At 41.5% G+C, this 22914-nt stretch carries 19 protein-coding genes; 11 read left to right on the plus strand and 8 right to left on the minus strand.

From position 1 onward, the window contains the following. From Q1V93_RS00410 to Q1V93_RS00420, 3 genes are all read right to left on the minus strand, one after another. The coding region (locus tag Q1V93_RS00410; protein WP_300659899.1) for a hypothetical protein at positions 1-228 on the minus strand (228 nt) is incomplete at its 3' end. Positions 229-302: 74 nt separating this feature from the next. Continuing rightward, on the minus strand, positions 303-1070 hold the full coding sequence (locus Q1V93_RS00415) for a cyclase family protein (RefSeq protein ID WP_300659902.1): 768 nt from the start codon (positions 1068-1070) through the stop codon (positions 303-305). Positions 1071-1073: 3 nt separating this feature from the next. Next, complete coding sequence (locus Q1V93_RS00420) at positions 1074-1880, minus strand: M48 family metalloprotease (RefSeq protein ID WP_300659905.1); 807 nt, start codon at positions 1878-1880, stop codon at positions 1074-1076. A gap of 127 nt (positions 1881-2007) precedes the next feature. Between Q1V93_RS00420 and uvrC the strand changes: the two genes are divergently transcribed. Then, positions 2008-3795, plus strand: a complete 1788-nt coding sequence (gene uvrC, locus Q1V93_RS00425; RefSeq protein ID WP_300659908.1) for an excinuclease ABC subunit UvrC — start codon at positions 2008-2010, stop codon at positions 3793-3795. On the opposite strand, the gene Q1V93_RS00430 is transcribed toward uvrC, so the two are convergent. Then, positions 3792-4475, minus strand: coding sequence for a hypothetical protein (locus Q1V93_RS00430; RefSeq protein ID WP_300659911.1), 684 nt, complete (start codon positions 4473-4475; stop codon positions 3792-3794). The genes uvrC and Q1V93_RS00430 overlap by 4 nt on opposite strands. A gap of 138 nt (positions 4476-4613) precedes the next feature. Then, a complete protein-coding gene (locus Q1V93_RS00435) occupies positions 4614-6956 on the minus strand; it encodes a TonB-dependent receptor (RefSeq protein ID WP_300659914.1) in 2343 nt (780 codons plus the stop codon). A 44-nt stretch (positions 6957-7000) separates the two neighbouring features. Between Q1V93_RS00435 and dprA the strand changes: the two genes are divergently transcribed. From dprA to Q1V93_RS00450, 3 genes are all read left to right on the plus strand, one after another. Then, complete coding sequence (gene dprA / locus Q1V93_RS00440) at positions 7001-8104, plus strand: DNA-processing protein DprA (protein WP_300659917.1); 1104 nt, start codon at positions 7001-7003, stop codon at positions 8102-8104. A gap of 54 nt (positions 8105-8158) precedes the next feature. Next, positions 8159-9355, plus strand: coding sequence for a C1 family peptidase (locus Q1V93_RS00445; protein WP_300659920.1), 1197 nt, complete (start codon positions 8159-8161; stop codon positions 9353-9355). Positions 9356-9420: 65 nt separating this feature from the next. After that, entirely contained in the window at positions 9421-9744 is a 324-nt protein-coding gene (locus Q1V93_RS00450; RefSeq protein ID WP_124747364.1) for a BlaI/MecI/CopY family transcriptional regulator, read from the plus strand. Between the two features lie 60 nt (positions 9745-9804). Here Q1V93_RS00450 and Q1V93_RS00455 read toward each other — a convergent pair whose 3' ends face one another. The 3 genes from Q1V93_RS00455 to mfd are packed head-to-tail and all read right to left on the minus strand — an operon-like array spanning position 9805 to position 14062. Then, complete coding sequence (locus tag Q1V93_RS00455) at positions 9805-10233, minus strand: PH domain-containing protein (protein WP_300659928.1); 429 nt, start codon at positions 10231-10233, stop codon at positions 9805-9807. Continuing rightward, complete coding sequence (locus tag Q1V93_RS00460) at positions 10230-10700, minus strand: hypothetical protein (RefSeq protein WP_300659931.1); 471 nt, start codon at positions 10698-10700, stop codon at positions 10230-10232. The genes Q1V93_RS00455 and Q1V93_RS00460 overlap by 4 nt, the downstream gene beginning before the upstream one ends. A gap of 20 nt (positions 10701-10720) precedes the next feature. Further along, positions 10721-14062: a transcription-repair coupling factor gene (mfd, locus tag Q1V93_RS00465; protein ID WP_300659934.1), complete on the minus strand. Its 3342-nt coding sequence runs from the start codon at positions 14060-14062 to the stop codon at positions 10721-10723. A 298-nt stretch (positions 14063-14360) separates the two neighbouring features. On the opposite strand from mfd, the gene Q1V93_RS00470 reads away from it, so the two are divergent. The 7 genes from Q1V93_RS00470 to Q1V93_RS00500 all read left to right on the plus strand — a co-directional run. Next, entirely contained in the window at positions 14361-17057 is a 2697-nt protein-coding gene (locus Q1V93_RS00470; RefSeq protein WP_300659937.1) for a hypothetical protein, read from the plus strand. A gap of 137 nt (positions 17058-17194) precedes the next feature. Next, complete coding sequence (locus Q1V93_RS00475; RefSeq protein WP_300659940.1) at positions 17195-17719, plus strand: DUF4382 domain-containing protein; 525 nt, start codon at positions 17195-17197, stop codon at positions 17717-17719. Positions 17720-17914: 195 nt separating this feature from the next. Then, positions 17915-19474 (plus strand): T9SS type A sorting domain-containing protein, encoded by a 1560-nt coding sequence (locus Q1V93_RS00480; RefSeq protein WP_300659943.1) that lies wholly within the window; start codon positions 17915-17917, stop codon positions 19472-19474. Positions 19475-19740: 266 nt separating this feature from the next. Then, on the plus strand, positions 19741-20889 hold the full coding sequence (locus Q1V93_RS00485) for a hypothetical protein (RefSeq protein ID WP_300659946.1): 1149 nt from the start codon (positions 19741-19743) through the stop codon (positions 20887-20889). A gap of 30 nt (positions 20890-20919) precedes the next feature. Then, on the plus strand, positions 20920-21837 hold the full coding sequence (locus Q1V93_RS00490; RefSeq protein ID WP_300659948.1) for an alpha/beta hydrolase: 918 nt from the start codon (positions 20920-20922) through the stop codon (positions 21835-21837). A gap of 22 nt (positions 21838-21859) precedes the next feature. Beyond that, positions 21860-22468 carry a sigma-70 family RNA polymerase sigma factor gene (locus Q1V93_RS00495; RefSeq protein ID WP_300659951.1) on the plus strand — a complete coding sequence of 203 codons (609 nt, stop codon included), beginning with the start codon at positions 21860-21862 and terminating at the stop codon, positions 22466-22468. 1 nt (position 22469) lies between these two features. Beyond that, positions 22470-22914, plus strand: a 445-nt coding sequence (locus Q1V93_RS00500) for a hypothetical protein (RefSeq protein WP_300659954.1), incomplete at its 3' end; no start/stop codon positions are given.

The raw sequence follows: 22914 nt of genomic DNA on the forward strand, positions 1-22914 counted from the left end.
CTGTGTTTTGGAAGAACTAACCACCAACTCACCCGAAGTTCCCGTTCCCTGATTTCCGGAAGATTGGCTTTTTTCCAGGATAATATTGGAAGAGGTATAAAACTGAACCTTCGTCATATTTTCCGGAGATAAATCAAAATCCTGTTTTACCTGGTCTGTGTAAGGAATTTTCTGAGCACAACTTGCTACAAGAAAAGCTAAAACTGCAAAAGCAAAAATTCGTTTCATGTTTCTATAATTTGTCAAATTCTGAACCCCAAAAATAAGGCCACTTTCTAATTTATTAGCAAATATAATCTTTTTTAATCCTCTGCATTTCGATGTAACGGAAACAAAACGGGTCTGCTTGGTGTTGCATCATTTACAAAAGGGGCCGTTTGTAAATTCAACATGTATTCCCCGTCTTCAATTTCATCTGAAATATAAACCATTTCTGTAATTGTTCTGTCAAACCGCGGTTTTTCAGGAACACCCCAGAATCCATGATGAAAAGCCAGAACTCCATCGTCCTTTTCGCGATCAACAGACGGCGTATCTACCAACAAATGGCTCACCTCCAGGTTATCCAAAACAGCCAATACATCCACGTCGCAATATGCCGGATTTGTATCCGAATAATTCAAATGCATTTTCCCCGAATCGTTCGGAAGAGTCCGGATCATGAGCGCTTCCGCTTTTTGCTCGTCCAGGCGGTTTGTAAAACTTGCCGCTGTAATCACTCTGTCGACCGATCCGTCAGCCTGAATCCGGATTTCCGGTTGAACGGTAATTAAAATCGTTTTGTAAAGTAATTTGTCCAACACACCATTCACCGAATGAACTTCCGGAGTAATGTGTCCGAGACATTCCGTATGCGTTCCATGCCCATGCGGGTTAAACTGAATGGAACGGAAATTTACGCTTCCGCCTTCAGCAACAGCACCAACCCATCCGTTCTCACGAACCGGTTCGATACTTGGCGGTGCGACATACCAGGCACGAACATTTTGTTCATTTCCTTCCAATGGGATCGAACAATCGATTCCTTCATTGGTTAACACATAACTCCCGTCTTCTAAAAATAATTGCATACGTTATTTAGGTAATTTGGCTATCATCCTTTTATATTCAGTGGTGAAATCGTTCACTCCCTGACAAGCCAATTCTATTTTATAATTTCTAAATGCTTCAATTCTGTTTTCCGGATTCGGATGTGTACTCAAAAATTCCGGTGTGCGTGAACCTCCCGAAGCATTGATCTTTTCGAAAAACCCTGCTCCTCCATCTGCCTGGTAAACCGTCGGACATAAATAAGTTACCGAACCTTTATCGGCTTCTGTTTCATGATTACGGGAGAATTTCAATCCGATCAGCCCCGCTGTAATCTGCGATAACTGCTGGCGATTCCCGGCAACGATTGCAAGCAATGCCTCCACACCATACATCTGTGTCATCTGGCGCGTCGAATGTCTGAAATCCGCATGAGCGATCTCGTGACCCAAAACTCCCGCCAGCTGAGCTTCATTGTCCAAATATTTCAGAATTCCGGTATACACATAAATATATCCACCCGGCGTACAAAACGCATTCAAAGTACTATCGTCATGAATGATTCGCAATCTCCATGCAAAATTGTCCTTGTGTTTTACCTGACCCGAATTCAAGATCGTATTTCTGATCTTGTAGAGATATTGATAAATTTCTTTGTTCGATGCGGAATCCAGCAAAGGATATTCTTTCGGGTTTCCATCAATCTCTGCAGCTACCTGAGCGCCTAATTGCTTGTCCTGTTCAACAGGAAAAAGGTTAATTCCGGAACCTAATTTCTTGGACCCGTTACAATTCACCAAAACACTTGCCGAAGCAATTAACAATGTGGAAAAAACAATAACTCTTCTCATCTTATTGACGTTTATACAAAAATAGATTAATTCCCAAAACTTTAGTCTTTAAGCAATTATTTCTCTTCACTCAGAAACGATGATTTTCGTACTTCTTGTTTAACTTTACATAGTGGAGGACAAAAAAATGGATATCGGATTAAAACTGAAAACCCTGCCTGAAAAGCCGGGAGTGTATCAGTATTTCGATAAAAACGGGACGATTCTTTACGTAGGAAAGGCAAAAAACCTGAAAAAAAGGGTTTCTTCTTACTTCAATAAGAATCACGAGCATGCAAAAACGTATATTCTCGTAAAGAAAATTGCCGATATCCAATACATTGTCGTGGATACCGAGATGGATGCACTTTTGCTGGAAAACAACCTCATCAAGAAGTATCTTCCCAAATACAACATTCAGCTTAAAGACGATAAAACCTATCCCTGGATTTGTGTTAAAAAAGAACCGTTTCCGCGGGTTTTTTCTACCCGGATTTTGGTGAAAGACGGCTCACGCTATTATGGCCCATATCCAAGTGGAAGAGTCATGCATACCTTGCTGGATCTGATCCGCGACTTGTTTCCACTCAGAACCTGTGCCCTGGATCTATCGGCAAACAAAATTGAAAAAGGTTCCTACAAAGTTTGCCTGGAATACCACATCGGAAAATGCAAAGGCCCGTGTGAAGGAAAGCAAAAAGCGCCCGAATACAACGGAATGATTGAGCAGATTGAAGGAATTCTGAAAGGAAATATCAGTTCCGTGATTCAAAATCTGAAACAATTGATGCTGCAGGCATCCGGTGATTTTCGTTTTGAAGAGGCGCACGATATCAAAACGCGGATTGAGATTCTTGAAAAATACAAGGCCAAATCAACGGTTGTTTCTCCGACCATTCACCAGGTGGATGTCGTAACCATGGTAGAAGACAATGACACGGTTTTTGTCAATTACCTGGTGATCAACTACGGAGCGATTATTCATGGAATTACGGTTGAAGTAAAGCGTAAACTGGATGAAAAACAGGGAGATATCATCACGTTTGTTTTACCTGAATTACGGGAACGTTTTCAAAGCGAAGCAAAGGAAATACTGGTGGAATCCAATGTTGACTGGGAAATGGAAGGTGTTCGCTTCTTCGCTCCTCAACGTGGAGATAAAAAGGCATTGATTGATTTATCGCTGCGCAATGCCAAATTCTATCGTTTGGAGAAGATCAAACAGGAAAAAATAAAAGATCCCGAAAAACATACGAACCGCATCCTGGAAACCATGAAAACGGATTTGCGCCTGAAAGAATTACCGGTTCACATCGAGTGTTTTGATAACTCCAATATCCAGGGAACAAACCCCGTTTCGGCTTGTGTTGTGTTCAAAGATGCCAAACCAAGCAAAAAAGATTACCGCCATTTCAACGTACAAACCGTTGAGGGCCCGGATGATTTTGCTACGATGCGTGAAGCCGTTTACCGCCGTTACAAGCGTTTGCTGGAAGAAGAACAGCCGCTTCCGCAACTGATTATCATCGACGGTGGAAAAGGACAACTTGGAGCGGCTTTGGAAGCTTTGGAGAAATTAGACCTTCGCGGGAAAATAGCCATTATCGGTATCGCAAAACGTCTGGAAGAGTTGTTTTACCCGGGAGATAGTTTGCCTCTTTACCTGGATAAACGTTCGGAAACGCTGAAAGTCATACAGCATCTGAGAAACGAAGCGCACCGTTTTGGAATTACACATCACCGGAACCGCAGAAGTAAAAGTGCTTTGAACAACGAGTTGGAACAAATTCCGGGAATCGGTGAAAAAACCGTCCAGGATTTGATCAAAGCATTCAAATCCGTGAAGCGCGTGAAGGAACAAAACGAAGAAAGTCTGGCCGCTATTGTCGGGAAAGCGAAAGCGAAAGTGATTGTGCGGTTTTTCGGATCGACTTAATAACTGATCCCATATCCTCCTGCAAGAAAAAGCAACAGACCTGCAAGTGCAATTCCACCGAAAACAATAGCCAGTATTGCAAAAGGATAAGTCAATCTTTTAAACCTGTATTTTTCCGGGTGCTTGCGTATCCCACGAATGACGATGATGGCAAAAATCATTGCGATGAAAAATCCCAATCCAACACCTATCAAGGCTTCCGCATAAAAAGTCACGAAGAACATGCAGGCAATGGCGATGCTCCACATTCCCCAAATTCCCCACATGAGTGGGTGCATTCTTCGTTCTGTAACTTCTACCTCATCCTCTTTTTCCCTCGTTACTTTGGATTCATTCGTTTTAATTTCCCGGCTTATGCGAATATCCACCTGGGATTGAAATGGTGATTTCTCTACTTTTTGATCTTCGATTACTTGTTTGGTTTCAAGTTCAGAAACCGCAGCAATGGCAACTTGTGCAGTACTTTCAGCCTGGTCCGTGATTAAAGAGTCTGATTCGATGTTGTTTCTTTTTGCAGCATACGTGTCGGTCAACTTCATTTTCGAAGATTCATCCGAATCCGCTCCTGTTCGGACCTTCCGGTTCCACTCTACATAATATCCTGAGCCGAAGTGGCGTTTTGTAATGGTGCAGGAGCAAATCATCCCTCCACAGATTAAGAGTAGCAATAGGTCTTTCATTTCTCTGATTTTAAGAGCAAAGAAATGAATTCGTTACGAAAAGAGTGTTGCAATTTTCCGTACATGATAATAAAACGTACGGTATGTTCGTTCAGGATATCTCTTGACCTTTTTGACCCCGATAGGAATTTAAACTTTCTACAACTTATAACTCAGCTGCAACATAAAGCTTCTCGGCGCCTGCACATCTCCGGGACGTGTCATGTATTCGGCATTCGCAATGTTGTTCACGATGAACGCTATCTTGTATTTTTCCCTGTAAGTATACCCGATCCGCGCATCAAAAACGATGGTTAATCTGTTGTGTTCTTGACGGTATCTTTTCAAACCCGGAAGAATTTGCTGACCTAAAATTCCGTTTTCAAAAATGGCATCGATGTTTTGCATGTAACTGTTCATCCGCATGGATCCTCCGATACTGATTCCCTTGTATTCCAATTGAATGTCTGCTTTCGCCAAATGTTTGAAGCGGTATTTCAGCAAATTGGATGACGTGTCTGAGAATGTTGCACGATAAGCTGAATCCTGGTTTTTTGAAATGGGATTCATATACGTATAACCCAATAAGGCCAAAACAGAAACCGGACCGATTTTCCCTTCTCCCGAAATGGAAATTTCTGCACCGGCAATTTGCGCAGATTCCGCATTCTGAGCTCTGAATCCGAACCATTTCTTATAGTATCCGGGAGCATTCGGATTGAAGAAATTGAGTGGAATTGAATCCGGGATATAGTTTCCAAAGGTAAATTCCATCATGTTATCGTAGTGATTGATAAATCCGGCAAGATCCACAAATCCTCTCCATTTCCCGATTTTAACACCTTGTTTCACCCCAATTTCAGCTGCCCAACCGGTTTCCGGTTTCAAACCCGGATTCGGGAAAATAACTAAACCTCCTACCGAAGTTGTTGTATAGCGTTCCGCCACTGAAGGATAACGAACTCCTTGCCCGAAGGATGCACGCAAATGTGTGTGTTTCGCCACCGCGTAGTGAATTCCGGATCGGATAATGGGACGAATCGGGATTTTTTTGGTAGAGTCTTTCCCAAAGTAATAATCCGAATCTCCCTTTCTTCCATCTTGCTGGAAATACTCTCCGCGAACTCCGAAAACGATATTCAGTTTCTTCCAGTTCTTTTCTCCCTGCAAATACAACGCTCCGTTGAGCGAGTTGTGATCCCCGAACAAATACGATCTGACCTCGTTTGCAATCGCAGTTACTCCGGTCGTCAACACCCAGGAATTATTACTCCAGGAACGCTGAAACTGATAATCCCCGTACCACACTTCTGATTTCGAGCTTTGAGACAGATTCGTGAAGTTCTTATTATCTATAAAATACAATCGCCCTCTCAGCTGATGTTTGTTCCCGAACTTATCAATGTACTTAACCGTCGGATCAACGGAAACTCTGATTCCGCGGTTGTATGTCAGACTCGAACCCGGCAAACTTGTATCGGCACCTCCAAAAGGTTGATACGCCAAACTATCGCTTTGCCAGATGATGAAATTTCCCGTTTTCTGTAATTGTGCGTTCCAGCCCAAAGACGCTTTGAAGTTCTTGATATTCTTCGGTCGGTAGCTGATCGTTCCGTTAAATCGGCCGCGATCTTCCGTTTCACCCTGGCGATAACCGTCGTTGGTGTAACCATAAGCTCCCAAAGTCAATCCGAAACGCCCGAATTGTTTTGAAAAGGTCAAATCTCCCTGGTAAAACTGTGGGTTTTTAGACCACCATTTTAAAGAAGCTCTTTTCGGATTATCGTATACTCCGCCCTGGACCTGCACATTCAAGGCCGCTTTTTCAGTTGGTTCTTTTTCAATCAAAGAGATCATTCCGTTTAAGGCTCCTGATCCGTACAAAACAGAAGATGCTCCTTTGATCACTTCGATTTGCTGTACATTTTCAATCGGAATCGCATTCCATTTTGCATCTCCAACATCGGCCGAAAGCAGTGGAATTTCATTCCAAAGAACCAGCACCCGGCTTCCTGCTCCATACGTAAAACCACTGCCTCCGCGAATACTTACCTGTCCGTCCATCGCATAAGCCCCCGGAACCTGATCAACTGCCTGTTCCAAATCTGTGATTCCTTTGTTGGCAATTAGTTCGGGTTTAATGATGTCCAAAGAAATGGTTAATTCCTCCACCGATTGTTTTCTCCTCGAAGCCGCTATGACTACAGGACCTAATTCTTGAACCGGTAATGGTTTCAATTGAACCACTTCAATCCGTGTAGAAATGATTTGTATTGTATCTGTATAATAATCCGCTGCCGAAATAATGCATGTAGCAGGAAATCCATTGATTTTCAAGGAAAATTCTCCGTTTTCATTCGTCAAAACCTGAACTCCGCCAACAATACTTACCTGAGCAAACGGGATTGTTTCCCTTGTTTCAGCATTTAAAACCGTTCCGACAATCTCTTGCGAAAAAAGCATTTTTGGGAGCAAAAAAAGTAGGAGTAGTAGTTGTTTCATAACGCAGAATTTTCATATCTTCAAGAGACCAAAGTACCAAAAAATTGAATTTCACAACTATTCATCATCAAATTGCACTTACCTTTTTAAGTGGTATCGGAAGTCGAAGAGCCCGTATTATTGTTTCGCACTTCAATGATCTGGAAGCCTTTTTTGCGGAGAAACGTTTGAATCTTGCCAAAATTCCGGGAGTTCCTGCAGATTTTGTGTCACAAAAATTGCGCTTAAATGCTTTGATTCAAGCAGATAAGGTCATTCAGGAATTGGAACGAATCGGTGCAAAAACCGTTTTCTTTACGGAAAAGAATTACCCGAGAAGGTTAAAACAATGTGCCGATGCTCCGCTGTTACTTTACAGCAAAGGAAACATTGACTGGAATCCTCCGAAATTGATTTCAGTTGTGGGGACCCGTCATGCAACAGATTATGGAAAAGCGCTTACACAGGAACTGATTGAAGGATTATCCGGTCATGATGTTACGGTGGTAAGTGGAATGGCTTATGGAATTGACATTTGCGCACATCAGGAAGCATTAAAGTTTCATTTACCTACATGGGGAGTTTTGGGTCATGGTTTGGCCAAAATGTATCCGAGTGAGCACCGGAAAATTGCAGAACGCATGCTGGAAACCGGGGGAATTATCAGTGAATTCATTCCTAGTCAGAAACCCGAGCCGGCACATTTCCCGATGAGAAACCGGATTGTTGCCGGACTAAGTGATGCAACCATTGTGATTGAAAGCGGCGAAAAAGGCGGATCTCTCATTACAGCAAACCTGGCGGCAGATTACAACCGGGATGTTTTTGCTTATCCGGGAGATATCACACGGCCTTTTTCAAAAGGATGTTTGAATTTGATTCAAAAGAATCAGGCCATGCTTATTCGACATTCATCGGATCTTGTGGAACTGATGAATTGGCAAACAAATGAGTCAAAAGAAGACCGGCAACGCACTTTGTTCGTAGATCTAAATCAGCGGGAAGAAAAAATTATGTCTGTTCTCCGCAGCAAACCCGAATTAAATCTCGACACCATCGGCTATTTGTCTTCTCTCACAATCAGTGAAGTTACCTGCGATTTGTTAAACCTGGAATTCAAAGGTTTGGTTCGTTCGCTTCCCGGAAGGCGCTTTCAACTAATACATTAAATAACAAGTCTGTTTGCGGTTAAATTCCTATTTTTAGGGCCATAAACTAGAAACATGAAAAAACATATTTTATTCGGGGTTCTGGCTCTGAGTACTCAATTTGCAATTAGTCAAACCGTAACGAATGCTCCTGATAGCAAATATCAATTCACCAAAGTGGTACAATTGGACGCAACTCCGGTTGAAAACCAGGGGATGACAGGTACTTGCTGGAGTTTTTCTTCTCTCTCTTTTTTTGAAAGCGAATTGATTCGTTTGGGACACAAAAATCCGGCAGAATTATCTGAAATGTACATTGTCCGCAAGGCTTACGAAGCAAAAGCTGACCGTTTCATCCGCATGGACGGAAAGATCAATTTCAGTGAAGGTGGTGCTTTCCACGATATTCCTTACGTGATCAAACGCTACGGAATTGTTCCTAAAAGTGTGTATACCGGTTTATCAAACGGAAAAACGACTTACAATCACGAAGAATTGTTTTCAGTATTGAACAGTTTCATGCAAACTGTTTTGGCAGAAGTTCAAAAAGGACACGGAATCGGAAAAGAATGGAAAAAAGCATTCTCTTCTCTTTTAGACGCTTATTTGGGTCCGGATATCACTGAATTTACATTTGACGGAAAAAAATATACTCCGATGACTTACGCCAATTCATTGGGATTGAAAATGAATGATTACGTATCCATTACTTCTTTCAGCAACGATCCTTTCTACGAACCTTGCGAGATCGCGATTCCGGATAACTGGGCTTGGGGAGACAGCTACAACGTTCCGTTGGAAGACCTGGTTTCGGTTGCGGAAAATGCATTGAAAAACGGATACACTTTAGCTTGGGGAGCTGATGTTTCAGAAAAAGGATTCAACTTCCGCCAGGGAATTGCAATTATCCCGGAAGACGAATCAACGATTCAAACGCGTGGAAAAGACAATAAATCATTCAACGACGCAGGTGCTGCTAAAACATCCAATGCATTCCTTGAGCCGGTAAAAGAACAAACCATTACACAAGAAAAACGCCAGGATGGTTACGACGGAAAACTAACGACTGATGACCACGGAATGCACATTGTAGGATTGTTTAAAGATCAAAACGGAACACGTTTCTTTCTGGTTAAAAACTCCTGGGGGACAGATAACTTACCTCAAGGATATCTGTATGTTTCCGAGCATTATTTCCGCATGAAAACGATCAATATTTACCTGAATAAAGATGGTTTATCTAAGGACTTAAAACTGAAACTAAAATTATAAGTAGAATAATTGGAGAATTTGTCTTTTTTTGTTAGATTCGCAACATTACCACAAAATAATATAACATGGAAAGACTAACACCCGCGGAAGAGAAGGTTATGTTAAGGCTTTGGAAACTAGAAAAAGCAACAGTGAAGGAAATTGTTGATTTGTATCCAAACCCCAAACCGGCTTACAACACCGTCTCTACAATTGTTCGAATCCTGGAACGCAAGAAATTCATCAAACACAAGCCAATGGGAAGAGGCTACATTTATCTTCCGAAGATTGGTCGTGAGCAGTACCGTGATTATTTGGCGGACTACATTTTGAAGTTTTACTTCGACGGCAGCAGAAACGAAATCGTCTCATTTTACAACAGCAATGTTTCCTTGAGCGAGATTTTATAATACAAACCCCCGGCATTTCGACTTCGCTCAATGACCGGGGGTTTTTCTTTTAGTCTGTTTTTATTCGGAGATAACGATGTTCTTGTTGCGAGTTACAATCTTTTCAATGAATGATTCATTTGTATTCGGGCTGATATAAATTTCATCGAATTTCCGATATTTGATAATCAAACCCTTTCCCGATGTAGCTGGTTTCAAACCCGCATAAAGTGTTTTTCCCTTCCTGATTTCATGAATCTGACTGATTTCAATTCTTCCCCTCAAAGGCCCGCTCCGATAGATCAATTCCGTTTCAGTTAGTTCGTAACTTGTTCCGAAATAAATCCAAAGGAGCAAGAAAATGATCACTGAAAAAGGAATTGCAATCCAAAAATCGGATTGATCAAACCAACCGAAAATGATTCCCAAAACCGGGAGTCCAAACAGCAAAGCAACTGTGCCCAAAATCAAAATACTGAAAAAAGGGTCTTTTTTGCTGGTGAATTTCATTTACGTTTTCTCTTTGATTCGTATTCACCAATCATTTGATTTAGTTTTTTTAATTCTTCAACAGTTATCCATTGTTTTTGTTCAGCAACCAAAATAATATCAATCACATAATCATATTCGACTATTCCCTTGATTTTTCCTCTTTTCAGAATTTTTTCCAGCTTATTTACCCGTTCATAATCTAACCCTTCTTCTTCGATTCTCTTCCAAAAATACGCAACAGCTTCACCGGCTCCTTCTTGAAAAAAAGTGAAAACCGCGTCAATATCATATTTCAATGATTTTAATATCTTGAACTTCTCTTCTGCATTCAATATCCTGTTTTTATGGTCTTCTAAATGAGCTGTAACCGTCTTTACTATATCTGGAGTCCAATCCTTAGGAGGATATTTTTTATATGCTTCAATAGACAGATCAATTGCCTTAAGCAATTTTTCTACTTCATTTGGATATGATTTTTTTTCCATTACCGGCTGCTTATACTAAATTATGACACGATCTCACCCAGTCTCTCAAATGCCTGATCCATATTCATTACATGACTATACAGCAAACGCAGGCGATCATTCTTCTCACTCATTTTGCAATCTTTCGGGTTGCTTTGAACATAACGTAAGACTTGCGTAAACATTGGGGAATCGTAATACTTGGATTGTGAATTTGCCACGAAATAACCGATCATCGAGCCTTGTTTGATAACGAGTTTTTCAAATCCGATTTCCTGGGCCAGCCAACGCAATTCGAAAGAGCGCAAGAGTTCTTTCACTACGCGCGGAAGCGGGCCGAAACGATCAATCAGTTGTTGTTTGTATGCTTCGATTTCTTCTTTCGTGTTCAGGTTATCCAAATCCTGGTAAATACTCAAGCGCTCCGAAACGTTGTTGATGTAGTCTTCCGTGATACGCAACTCGAAATCCGTTTCCAGCACACAATCTTTCACGAAGTGAGCACCCATTGTTTCCGTATTTCGATCGTCGTACAAATCCTTGAACTCTTCTTCTTTCAATTCGTCCATGGCTTCATTGAGGATTTTCTGATACATTTCGAAACCGATTTCGGAAATGAATCCGCTTTGCTCGCCACCCAAGAGGTTTCCGGCTCCGCGAATGTCCAGATCTTTCATCGCGATGTTGAAACCTGAACCTAAATCGGAGAACTGAACAAGAGCTTCCAAACGTTTGCGTGCTTCGGAAGTCAACAAACTGATTGGCTGAGAAATAAGGTAGCAGAATCCTTTTTTGTTGGAGCGGCCAACACGACCGCGCAACTGGTGCAGATCACTTAAACCGAACATGTGAGCATCGTTGATGATGATCGTATTCGCATTCGAAATATCAATTCCGGATTCAATAATGGTGGTTGCAATCAACACGTCGTATTCGCCCTGAATGAAGTCCATCATCACTTTCTCCAACTGCTTTCCATCCATTTGTCCGTGACCAATTGCCACGCGGACTCCCGGACATAAGCGTGAAATCATTCCAGCGATTTCTTTGATGTTCGCCAATCGGTTATTCACGAAATAAACTTGTCCACCTCTGCTCACTTCATACGAAATCGCATCGCGGATATTTTCTTCATTGAAGGTAATTACTTCTGTTAAAACCGGCTGACGATTTGGGGGCGGTGTATTGATAATACTCAAATCACGAGCTCCCATCAATGAAAACTGCAAGGTTCTCGGAATCGGAGTTGCAGTCAATGTCAATGTGTCAACGGTCGTTTTAAGTGTTTTCAATTTGTCTTTCACCGCCACTCCAAATTTTTGTTCTTCATCAATAATGATTAGACCCAAATCTTTGAACTTCACTTTATCGCTTACAATTTTGTGTGTTCCTACCAAAATATCAATCTCCCCGCTTTCTACTTTTTTCAAAGTCGCTGTGATGTCCCTGGCAGATTTAAAACGATTGATGTAATCTACGTTCGCGGGAAAATTCTTGAAACGTTCTTTGAAACTTCGCGCATGCTGATGACTCAAAATGGTTGTCGGAACCAAAACGGCTACTTGTTTGCTATCCGCAACAGCTTTGAATGCCGCACGCATGGCAATTTCCGTTTTCCCGAAACCAACATCGCCACAAACCAAACGGTCCATCGGAGTGTCTTTTTCCATATCTTCTTTCACGGCTTGTGTCGCTTTCAACTGGTCCGGAGTATCTTCATACATAAAGGAAGCTTCCAGCTCATTTTGCAAGTAAGTGTCAGGAGAAAACGCAAATCCTGGTTGACTTTTGCGTTTTGCGTATAATTGAATCAAATCGAAAGCCAGTTCCTTGATGCGCTTCTTGGTTTTCTGCTTCAAGGTTGCCCAGGCCTGCGTTCCGAGTTTATTCATTTTTGGAGCAGCTCCGTCTTTTCCGGTGAATTTCGAAATGCGGTGCAAGGAGTGAATACTGACATACAACACGTCGCCGTCTTTGTATACCAAACGAATTGCTTCCTGCGGTTTCCCGTTTACATCAATAGTTTGCAAGCCGGAAAACTGACCAACTCCATGATCAATGTGCGTCACGTAATCGCCTTTCTGCAGGTTGTAAATTTCTTTCAGGGTTAATGCCTGTTTCGCCTGACGGAATCCTTCCTTCAATTTAAAACGGTGGTATCGTTCAAAAATCTGATGGTCGGTATAACAAACCAGCTTCAAATCTGGAATGATGAATCCTTCGTGCAGTGCGATATTCATCGGTTCAAATTCTACTTCTGCACCGATATCTTCAAAAATCTGGTACAATCGTTCGATTTGCTTCGGTTGATTGGAGAAAATCAGGTTCGTTGCCCCGGCAGTTTTTCGGGCGATCAAATCGTCTTTCAGCAAATCAAAATCTTTATTGAACGTCGGTTGATGCAGGGTTTCAAACGTTATTGTGTCGCTTGCTTTGAACGCATATTCCGGACCGAATTCAACGATGGAGTGCACTTGAACCTGCTCCTTCCAATCGGACGGATGCATGTACAATTCACTCGGCAAGCTGTGTTTTATCGTGTTTTTCGGTAACTGATCGTAAACCTTCACTGCTTTTTCGTAATCCCTCTCCAAAGCAGCTTTTACCAAATCATTGGATGCCAGCCAAAACGTCGTTTGCTTTCCGATAAATTCCAGAAATGTTCCGTTTCCGTCCAATACCAACTGGCGCTGAACATTCGGAACAACCGAAAAATGAGTATGCGTATTGATCGATAATTGCGAAACCGGATCAAAGGTCCGGATGGAATCTACCTCATCACCAAAAAATTCTACGCGGAAAGGCTGGTCGTTGGAAAACGAGAAAATATCCACAATTCCACCGCGAATGGAAAACTGTCCCGGTTCGTACACAAAATCAACCCGTTCGAAACCATATTCCAGCAACAATTCATTAAAGAAGTCAATGGAATACGTCTTTCCACGTTCTACACGCATGGTGTTTTCAGACAATTTTTTCTGTGTCGGAACGCGTTCAAACAAAGCTTGCGGATACGTTACAACCCAGGTGTTTTTTCCGGTATTGATCTTTTCCAATACTTCTGCCCTTGCCACCACATTCGCATTATCGGTTTCCTCCAACTGATATGGCGTGCGGTAAGATGCAGGATAAAATAAGATGTGTTTGTTTTCCGGATATAACTGTTCCAGATCATTCAGAAAATATGCTGCTGATTCTTTGTCTTCCAGGATGAATAAATGATTTCCCGGAACCTGCTCACAAACCGAAGCAACCGCAATAGATTTGGAAGAACCGATGAGTCCTTTCCAATGAATGCGAATTTCAGCCTGTTGCAGCAAGTTTGCCGTTTCGTCGAGCCCTTTGAGTTTTTTGAAAAGTTGTAAAAATTGTGTCTGTTCCATATTATGCCAAAACCGTTAAGGGGCACCAATACAATTGGAGCCCCTGAAAAAGTTATTGCAAAGATAAGGCACTTAAGCCTGATCCGAATAAAAATTCAGCAGGGAAATTAGATCTGTTTCGATTTCCGGGTTTCAGGAATCCCTGAATTTACTATTTGAAATTCCGAAAAAGAGGGGCTTTAAGAACAGATTGTCTATCTTACATCGAAATTCGCGATCCTTAGGATTCTGAGAAATCATGCGTTGATTGTTCAGCAATTAAATCCAGTGTTGTTTATTTTTACTGAAAAATTACTCTATGCGTTGGCTTCCTCTTCTGTTTCTGGCATTCTTTTCCTTTGGTCAAAAAACAGATACTATTTCCGGATATCAGTTTAAAATTTCAGGTGAAGAGCTTGTATATTATTCTCCATACGATCGTTTTGCGAAAACAGCACTCCTGACCCGTTGCAATGGAAATTCGCCGGTTAAATGGAATGCCGGAACTTACAAGGGGAAACAAAAAATGGTGACGTATGAATTGCTGATCGGGCATTCAACAGGAACCAGTTCAGGAAGCAGGGATTTTATTCTTTCATTGAACGATCTTGAAATTGGTACACTGACCACACACCCTCAGCAAAAAGGAAAATACAGCTATTCAACGGGTAAAAGCAGCAAGGGATCTGCAGAATTTGTGTGGATGGAATATGATGCAAACAATGACGGTTTTGGAAAATTGTATATCACCGTTCCCGCCTCTTCGGTAAAACAACAAGCAGTGTTTTCCATTCTGGGAACAAACGCCAATTCCCGCGACTGGCTCATGGTTTTCATGTATCAACGGACATTTAAGGTTGACGTTGAATCAACACAACTCGTAACACGGAAAGAAAATAAACGCCAGCTGAATTTATACATTGATCAACCCTTATCACAATCCACGATATTACACGTAAAATCGAATCTGTTTGATACTACTTTCTCCGTTTCGCATGGCTACAACAAACTTAGTTTACCCGTTTATCCTGTTGATTTCAACGGAACAGATGAGATTGATTGTTCTCTGAGTGGTGTGGAAGGCGGAAGAAAAGTGAAGTTGGAGATCGAACCTTTGAAATCCTTCGAATTTCACATCATTCATCATTCACACAACGATATCGGTTACTCGCATTTACAAACCGAAGTTGCAGAAATCCAAACAAAAAATATCCGGACGGCTCTGGAGTGGATCAGAAATACCAAACCAACTCAACAACCTTACTGGCACATCGAATCATTGTGGGCAGTTGAGAATTTCCTGGGAGAAGCATCCGAATCAGAGAAACAAGAGTTTTTTACCTATGTGAAACGCGGAAATATTATTCTTTCGGCTAATTATGCCAATATTCTCACCGGTTTATCGCGACCGGAAGAACTGAATTGGATGTTGGAATATTCCAGGCTCCTGGAAGAAAATAATTCCATTGATATTCAATGTGCAATGATTACGGATATCCCGGGAATTACTGCAGCCGGGTTAAATGCTTACGTTCAAAACGATATTCCGTATTTATCCCTTGGACCAAACTATGTAGAAGCCTTTGCAGATCACGGAGATCGTGTTGGTGGCGTAATTCACGAACAGGGAGACAAAGCGTTTTACTGGAAACCGGATTTAAATTCGGATAAAAAAGTGTTGGTTTGGACAGCAGGAAAGGGTTATTCTTTCTTTCACAATGTCGGCGACAAACAAAAGCAGGAACGTTGGGAACAAAAGATTTCTGACTATTGTATTGAATTAGACCGCGAAAAATATCCTTATGAGATCGTTCAGCTGCGCTATACCAAAAAAGCAGACAATGGTCCGGTAGACACGGATATTTGCAACTTCATTGACAATTGGAATGCAACTTATAGCACTCCAAAATTGGTTCTAAGTTCGGTAAATAATCTTTTCAGCGAATTCGAAAAGCGCTACGGGTCAACACTCCCGGTTGAAACCGGGGAAATCTCTCCCTATTGGGAAGATGGGGCTTTCTCTACGGTGGTCGAAGAAATCCTGAACCGAACGCTTTCTTTCAAAACAGCTGCTTTGGAAACAAAAGCAAGAAAAGATGGCAGTTATGATAGAAACAAAAGGTTGTTTTATGCCCTTCACCGGAACATTCTTTTGTTTAACGAACATACCTGGGGAGCCTGGTGCAGTATTTCTGATCCGGAAGCTTACTTTACGACTGAGCAGTGGAAAATCAAGAAGAGCTTTGTTGATTCTGCGAGAACACAATACGATCGTTTGGAGAAAATCATCGGAGCAGCAAACGAAACAACATTCACTTCCGGAGTTTTACCAATAGATGATTTCAAAGTAGATTCAAAAACCGGAGGAATCTCCGAATTAATTTCTCTGGGGAAAAATCTTTTCCGGGAAGAAAATGGTTTCAATTGTTTTGAACCTGTCTATAGTTTGGGTATTAAACCTCAAACCATTCAAACCCCAAATGCTGTAGACGTCAGCACTGTTATTGATAACACCACAAGGAAAGAAGTATTGGTAAAAGTGCTTCTCGGCGAGTCGGTGAAATTAGAGATTGATTATTTACTGGATAAGCAAAAACGCTTGCTGCATGTGAGATACAAAGTCAACAAAGAATTGGTGAAAGACAAAGAATCCATGCACATTGCACTTCCTCTTTCCGGTGAAACTACAGCACTCTTATATGGCACATCAACTGATTTGATTTCCTTTTCAAAAGACCAATTGCCCGGTTCGAACAGAGAATTTATTTGCACCGACAAAGAGCTCCTGGTAAAAACCACCGGCCCGGCATTTCGAATTTACTCACCCCAGCTCAATTTGTTTGAAGTTGGTGGAATTATTAATGAACAGCAAGTAAATGGAGCCAAGGTCTGGAAAAAAGAATCCGGTGATATTTCCCGATTGTTTCTGTATGTTTTCAATAATTATTGGCATACCAATTACAAAGCATACCAGGAAGGCTTCTTTGAATTTGAGCTCATTCTTGGAATTGAATAAATTTTGGTTTTTTCAAATTGAAATAATTGTTTTCAAAACGAAAAAAAAAGAACCTTCTTCCTTTTTAAATCCCTTTAAAATCAAGTGTTTTCATTTATGGCATACCTTTTATAAGGTATTTGCGAAAGATGAAGATTATGAAAACGATATATTTTGTGGTGTTGGTTTCAGTGGGGATGTTGGGGGTTTCTGCTGGGTGCAAAAAGGAAGAAGGGAAAAGTCGTATGACTGTGAAGATGGTTGATGCACCCGGCGATTTCCAACAGGTGAATGTAGAAGTGCTTCAGGTTCAGGTAAATGTAAGCGGCGATGGTTGGGTTGCTTTACCTACAAATGCCGGAATCTATGATTTGCTGACGCTTCAAAATGACGTTTCGGCAACGTTGGTAAATACCGGTGAATTTCCTGCAGGCAGATTGAATCAGCTGCGATTAATTCTCGGGGATGAAAATACGGTGATGGTCGATAGTACTTATTATCCTTTGGCAACGCCGTCCGCGCAACAATCCGGGTTAAAGATCAATCTCAAATCGGATTTTGCTCCGAATCAGGCTTACCAGGTGTTGTTGGATTTTGATGCTCAAAACAGTATTGTCACTCAAGGAAACGGAAGTTATTCATTAAAACCAGTAATCAAAGTGCTTTCCATAGATCCGATTTAAGTGTTTTATTGATAGCTCAGTTCTAGAGAAAAAGGTCGTGAAATTCACGACCTTTTTCTTTTTCCCTACTCGTTCAATCAACCGATTATTCCGCTTAGTTGGCCAATCAGCTCGTTCCATCAATGAAGTTTTCTTTTTACTCACCAAAGTAAAGTCCTTTCCGTTTATTCTGGTATTCACTTTAAAACTCAATTTATGAAAACAATTATTACTTCGTTTTTCAGTCTGAGTATCATGAGCGCGGCACTTGCACAGGGTTCGATTACTTATTCAACTGCCAATTCAAACGTCAAGTATTATGTAGGCAACAACGGCACTTTCTTTAACAATCCGAATCCAAATAACGGCGCCGGAGGCTATGTGGTTCCGAAAGACAGTACTGTCAGTGCTATTTACGCAGCATTTACAATGGTGACCGGAAAAGATGCGAATGGAAACATCAAAGGCGCTATTGCGCGGGGCATGGATTCCGATTTTTCTCCCGGACCTTATTTATCAAATCAGGCGGGTTACAATGATTCATCTTATATCTCCAGGTATTTTTCTTCACTTTGGATGGTTTTAAAATCGCAGATTGATCATCACATTGCTCACTGGATGGATCCCGGTTACGTGGTTCCGGGAACAATTGCTTCCTGGCCTGCAAACGGAAATTCGGGAAATGGAGAAAGCCATTTACTTGCTCCTTTCCACGATCAGGACGGAGACCAGATCTATGAACCACAAAATGGTGATTATCCGTTAATTCGCGGAGATAAAGCAGTTTACACGATCATTAACGACAATAAAAATCCGCATCCTTCCGGTATTGATCGCGTAGGGATGGAAATCCACATGATGTTTTATCAGTACGATGTTCCGACAGATGATTTGTTGACCAATACTGTTTTTGTGCAGACGACTGTTTTCAACAGGGGAACGGTTACCTTACAGGATTTCCATTTGGGGCATCTGATTGATTTCGATTTGGGAAATCCGCACGATGATTACATCGGGACGGAACCGGGAAGAAACCTGGCTTACATTTATAACGGAGATCTGAATGATGAAAATTTCTCAGGAAACCGGGGTTATGGAATCAATCCTCCCGCAGCAGGGTTCATTAATTTAGACCGAAAGCTGGCCTCCAACATCTCCTTTCCGAACTTTGCAAGTCTGAATAGCCCGGCGGCGAATCACAATACCTTATCGGGGCTTTTGCCTGACGGAAGTCTGCTTCTTGACGGAAACAATCAAGCAACAACATACATTTACAATGATATTGATCCGAATACCGGCTGGAATGAATACTCCGGTATGAGCAATCCTTCCGGAGATCGTTTTTGCATTGCAAGTCTTGAAGCAGAAACGTTCGGACCGGGAAAAATTTTGTGTTACAATCATGCGGCTATTTTCGCACGAAGCAATGATGGAATGATCACGGCAAGTGTAGACAGTTTGTTTCAGGTCGCTGATTACATTCAGAATTTTTATGACAACCAGGATTTCTATTGTGAAGCGCAATTCCTGGAACTTCCTGAGTTCGGAAACCTTTCCTTTTCGCTGTATCCGAATCCTTCGGATCAATACCTGCGCGTGGATGGATTGAGTTCGGGAGCATACCGGATTTTGAACCTGGAAGGAAAAGAAATGATGAAAGGATCTTTTGAAAGTTCACTTATTCCCGTAGATTTTCTAAAAAGCGGGTACTACCTGATTGAAATTACTTCCGATGGAAAGAGCGGAAGAAAATCTTTTATAAAGGACGGCCATTAAAAACGTTGTTTTCTCTCCGCAACTTTAATTTACGATTACCACAAACGGAGCGGCTTCGAAAGGAGCCGCTTTTGTTTTTTACATTCGGAAATCCCTTGCTGCCACTGGGCTAATAGACAGATGTCTATCCGTATTTTTAAGTGACTCCGGAAAGGCTTATGAAAGAAAAAACAAGAAATATTCTTTTTCATTGAACCTTTTCATTCTGGTTGAGTAATCCTTTTAGAAACCAAAATCACGTGCACGGATTTATTTAACTTGTAAACATGAAAAAAATTCTTTTTAGCCTTCTTCTTCTGAGTTCATTCGCAGTCTACGGACAAAAACCCGAAACTGTTTACAGCATTGCGAAGGAGCAGCGCGATAATAGTTGGTATGAAGGTCAGATCAAAGCATGGAAAGGTGAAATCAATAAAGACAAAAAAAACGGAATTGCCTGGACCAATTACTACATGGCTGCAAGGGCGCTGAGACACAACAGCTACCAAAATCCGGAAATGCGCCAGAAATACGATGATCTGTGCCATGCCATTGTTGCCGACGTGAAAAAGTCTTACCCAGGAAGTTTCGAAGCCTATTATCTCACATACATTGAACAGGGACTTGCAGGTCCGGCGGATAATTTATTGAAGGCGGCAGAGATTAATCCGAACGATGAGCGTCTTTTCGATGAAATGGTCATCCATCACTTATTGACATTTAATCAGCCCGAATTTGAACGCTATTGCAAAGAGGTTTTTAAAGCCAATGAATTTTCTACCGGAATGCTCAACTGGGGATACAATATTCTTTCCGAACTGGACGAAAACGCCATCCTTTTTACTTGCGGTGATAACGATACTTATAGCGGATGGATCATTCAGGCGGTAAAAAATTTCCGGAAAGATGTGACGATCGTAAATACTTCCCTGATGATGATAGACGATTACCGAAACCGGTTGTTCAAAGAATTGGGTTATCCGAACCTGGAAATAAAAACGCCCCAAAGCAATGAAGAATACGATGCCAATACGAATCTGATTTTTAATCACTTTTTCAAAGGAAAAAGACCGGTTTATGTTTCTGCAACTGCTATGAGTTTTTTCGAAAAGGAATTCGGAAGCAAATTGTATGTGACCGGTTTGGCTTACAAATACAGTGAATCCGAGTTCGACAATGTAAGTATCATTCGCAGAAACTATGAAAAGCGTTACTTACTGGATTATCTGAAACAAATCTTTTCTTACAACATTTCTGATCTGAAGGGCCAGGAATTGAACGGAATGTATCTTCCTTCGATGATCAAGTTGTATCAGCAATACAAAGAAAGCGAGGAAACTTCCAAAAAACAGGATCTCGAGGTTTTGCTTTTAAAAATTGCGGAGCAAACCGGGCAGCAAAATGAAGTGTATGAATTACTCGGTAAGAAAAAATAATCCGGACATCTTATTAAAAATGAATCACACATGTTGAAAATCCTGATAAGCATCGTAACTCTTTTGTTCTTGAGTATGGCTTTTTCTCAAAAAACAGAAACGGTTTCTCTCGACAAGAATGATCCGACGAAGAGCTGTTATACCATCATTTATCCGGATGCTTTGCCCTGGAAAGGATGTTTGTTCCTGATTCCCGGTTTCGGAGAAAACGCCGAACGCGTGTTGTTGCAAACAAATCTTCCGCTTGAAGCGGCGAAGAGCGGACTTCTGACAATTATTCCTTCGCTGCAGGACGGGGTTTTGTCTTTCGGAGTGGATTCTGTGAGTCAACAAACGCTGCAGAAAATCATAGACGATGTTGTTGCGAAACAGAAAATAAGTTCTTTGAATTTTTTCATCGGCGGATTCTCTATCGGCGGAAGCACAGCCATTAAATTTGCAGAAAATGCGAAGATCAAACCGAAAGCGGTTTTTGCGATTGATCCACCACTCGATTTCGAACGGTTCTATTATTCCGCTCTGCGCGATTTGAGACTTACCACAGACGGCAAGGAGAATCAGGAAAATGTATACATGGGTTTGAGAATTCAGGAAATAATGGGCGGAACTCCTGAAACGGCTTTGGCGAATTACTATGCAGTTTCTCCTTATTCTTTTACGGATGAATCGCAAACCGCCGTTAAAAAGCTGGTCAACATGCCGCTCCGGATTTATTCGGAACCGGATATTGCCTGGTGGATGAAGGAAAGAAATGCCGATCTTACCAGTATGAACATTACAGATTGTTCGGCGATGATCAACGAACTGAACAGATTGGGAAATCAGCAGGCTGTTCTGATCACCACACAAAACAAGGGTTTCAGAAAGCCGGATAACAATCGGCATCCGCATTCCTGGAGCATTGTGGATAATCCCGAATTAATCAAGTGGTTACTTCAACAGAAATAAAGAAGCTATAATCGTAAAATACGTGAGCAGTTTAAATCAAAAACAACAAAGCGACGAGGAGTTGATGGTTCAGGTGATGAGCCATCACGCTTCTTTGTCTGCCAAACAGGCAGAATTGGCATTGATGGAACTGCATCGGAGATACAGCAAAAAATTGCTGGGATATTTTATCAAAATGCTGAACAAGGATGCAGATCTGGCGCAGGATTTCGTCCAGGAAATCTTTCTGAAACTGCTCGAAAAAAAACATTTGTTTGACCCTGAAAAGAAGTTCTATTCCTGGATTTTTACCATTGCATCCAATATGTGTAAGACCGCTTACCGCCATCAGGGGAAAACGGTTTCTTTACACACACAAGTCATTGAACGGGGTGTTTTAGGTGAAAACGAATTGGAAAAGAGTCTTTTTCTAAAAGCATTGGAAATCAGCATTGATAACCTGGAGCATCATCACAAATCTGTTTTCGTTCTCCGGTACCTGGAGCATTTTTCGCTGAACGAGATTGCGGAAATTACGGATTCTTCTTTGGGAACCGTGAAATCGCGCCTGTTTTATGCAACCCGCAAAATTACCGAAGAGTTAAAGCCCTACGACCCAAGTTTTGAAACAACCTTATTTAAATTGATTTGATATGGAAGAGCAGCACGCACGATTATTTGATCTCATTGAATCAAAACCCTTTGAAGCACTTTCTGCAAAAGAAAAGAGTTTTGTTCTGAAGCATCTCAGCATGGAAGAATATGCCTTTCAGCGCAAAATTATTGCTTCAACTGCAGCGTTGGAATATGAAACCGAAGAGCCTCTTCCTCTGGTTCTTAAGTCGGAAAAAAACCTGTTTTTCCCGCGCAGCATTCCTTTGTACCAGGCAATGATCGGTGCGGCCTGCCTGATCCTCGTTTTTGTTGCGGTCTGGCCCGGAAAATACCAGCAGTTAAAAATAAGTCTTGCTGGAAACCCCGTAAACATTTCGCTTCCGGGTGCTGCTTCCGTTCAGGTCATCCACGATACGATCACCAAAGAAATTCCGGTTTTTCAGGCTGTTTCTGGAATTATCCGGGACACCGTTACCGTTGTTC

Origin of the sequence: Fluviicola sp. (assembly GCF_030151805.1) — a bacterium.
Taxonomy (GTDB): domain Bacteria; phylum Bacteroidota; class Bacteroidia; order Flavobacteriales_D; family Crocinitomicaceae; genus Fluviicola.

Excerpts from the sequence above, each read along its gene's own strand:
- Q1V93_RS00415 (WP_300659902.1), bottom strand. The coding sequence starts at position 1,070 with ATGCAATTATTTTTAGAAGACGGGAGTTATGTGTTAACCAATGAAGGA.
- Q1V93_RS00420 (WP_300659905.1), bottom strand. The coding sequence starts at position 1,880 with ATGAGAAGAGTTATTGTTTTTTCCACATTGTTAATTGCTTCGGCAAGT.
- uvrC (WP_300659908.1), top strand. The coding sequence starts at position 2,008 with ATGGATATCGGATTAAAACTGAAAACCCTGCCTGAAAAGCCGGGAGTG.
- Q1V93_RS00430 (WP_300659911.1), bottom strand. The coding sequence starts at position 4,475 with ATGAAAGACCTATTGCTACTCTTAATCTGTGGAGGGATGATTTGCTCC.
- Q1V93_RS00435 (WP_300659914.1), bottom strand. The coding sequence starts at position 6,956 with ATGAAACAACTACTACTCCTACTTTTTTTGCTCCCAAAAATGCTTTTT.
- Q1V93_RS00445 (WP_300659920.1), top strand. The coding sequence starts at position 8,159 with ATGAAAAAACATATTTTATTCGGGGTTCTGGCTCTGAGTACTCAATTT.
- Q1V93_RS00450 (WP_124747364.1), top strand. The coding sequence starts at position 9,421 with ATGGAAAGACTAACACCCGCGGAAGAGAAGGTTATGTTAAGGCTTTGG.
- Q1V93_RS00455 (WP_300659928.1), bottom strand. The coding sequence starts at position 10,233 with ATGAAATTCACCAGCAAAAAAGACCCTTTTTTCAGTATTTTGATTTTG.
- Q1V93_RS00460 (WP_300659931.1), bottom strand. The coding sequence starts at position 10,700 with ATGGAAAAAAAATCATATCCAAATGAAGTAGAAAAATTGCTTAAGGCA.
- mfd (WP_300659934.1), bottom strand. The coding sequence starts at position 14,062 with ATGGAACAGACACAATTTTTACAACTTTTCAAAAAACTCAAAGGGCTC.
- Q1V93_RS00470 (WP_300659937.1), top strand. The coding sequence starts at position 14,361 with ATGCGTTGGCTTCCTCTTCTGTTTCTGGCATTCTTTTCCTTTGGTCAA.
- Q1V93_RS00475 (WP_300659940.1), top strand. The coding sequence starts at position 17,195 with ATGAAAACGATATATTTTGTGGTGTTGGTTTCAGTGGGGATGTTGGGG.
- Q1V93_RS00480 (WP_300659943.1), top strand. The coding sequence starts at position 17,915 with ATGAAAACAATTATTACTTCGTTTTTCAGTCTGAGTATCATGAGCGCG.
- Q1V93_RS00485 (WP_300659946.1), top strand. The coding sequence starts at position 19,741 with ATGAAAAAAATTCTTTTTAGCCTTCTTCTTCTGAGTTCATTCGCAGTC.
- Q1V93_RS00490 (WP_300659948.1), top strand. The coding sequence starts at position 20,920 with ATGTTGAAAATCCTGATAAGCATCGTAACTCTTTTGTTCTTGAGTATG.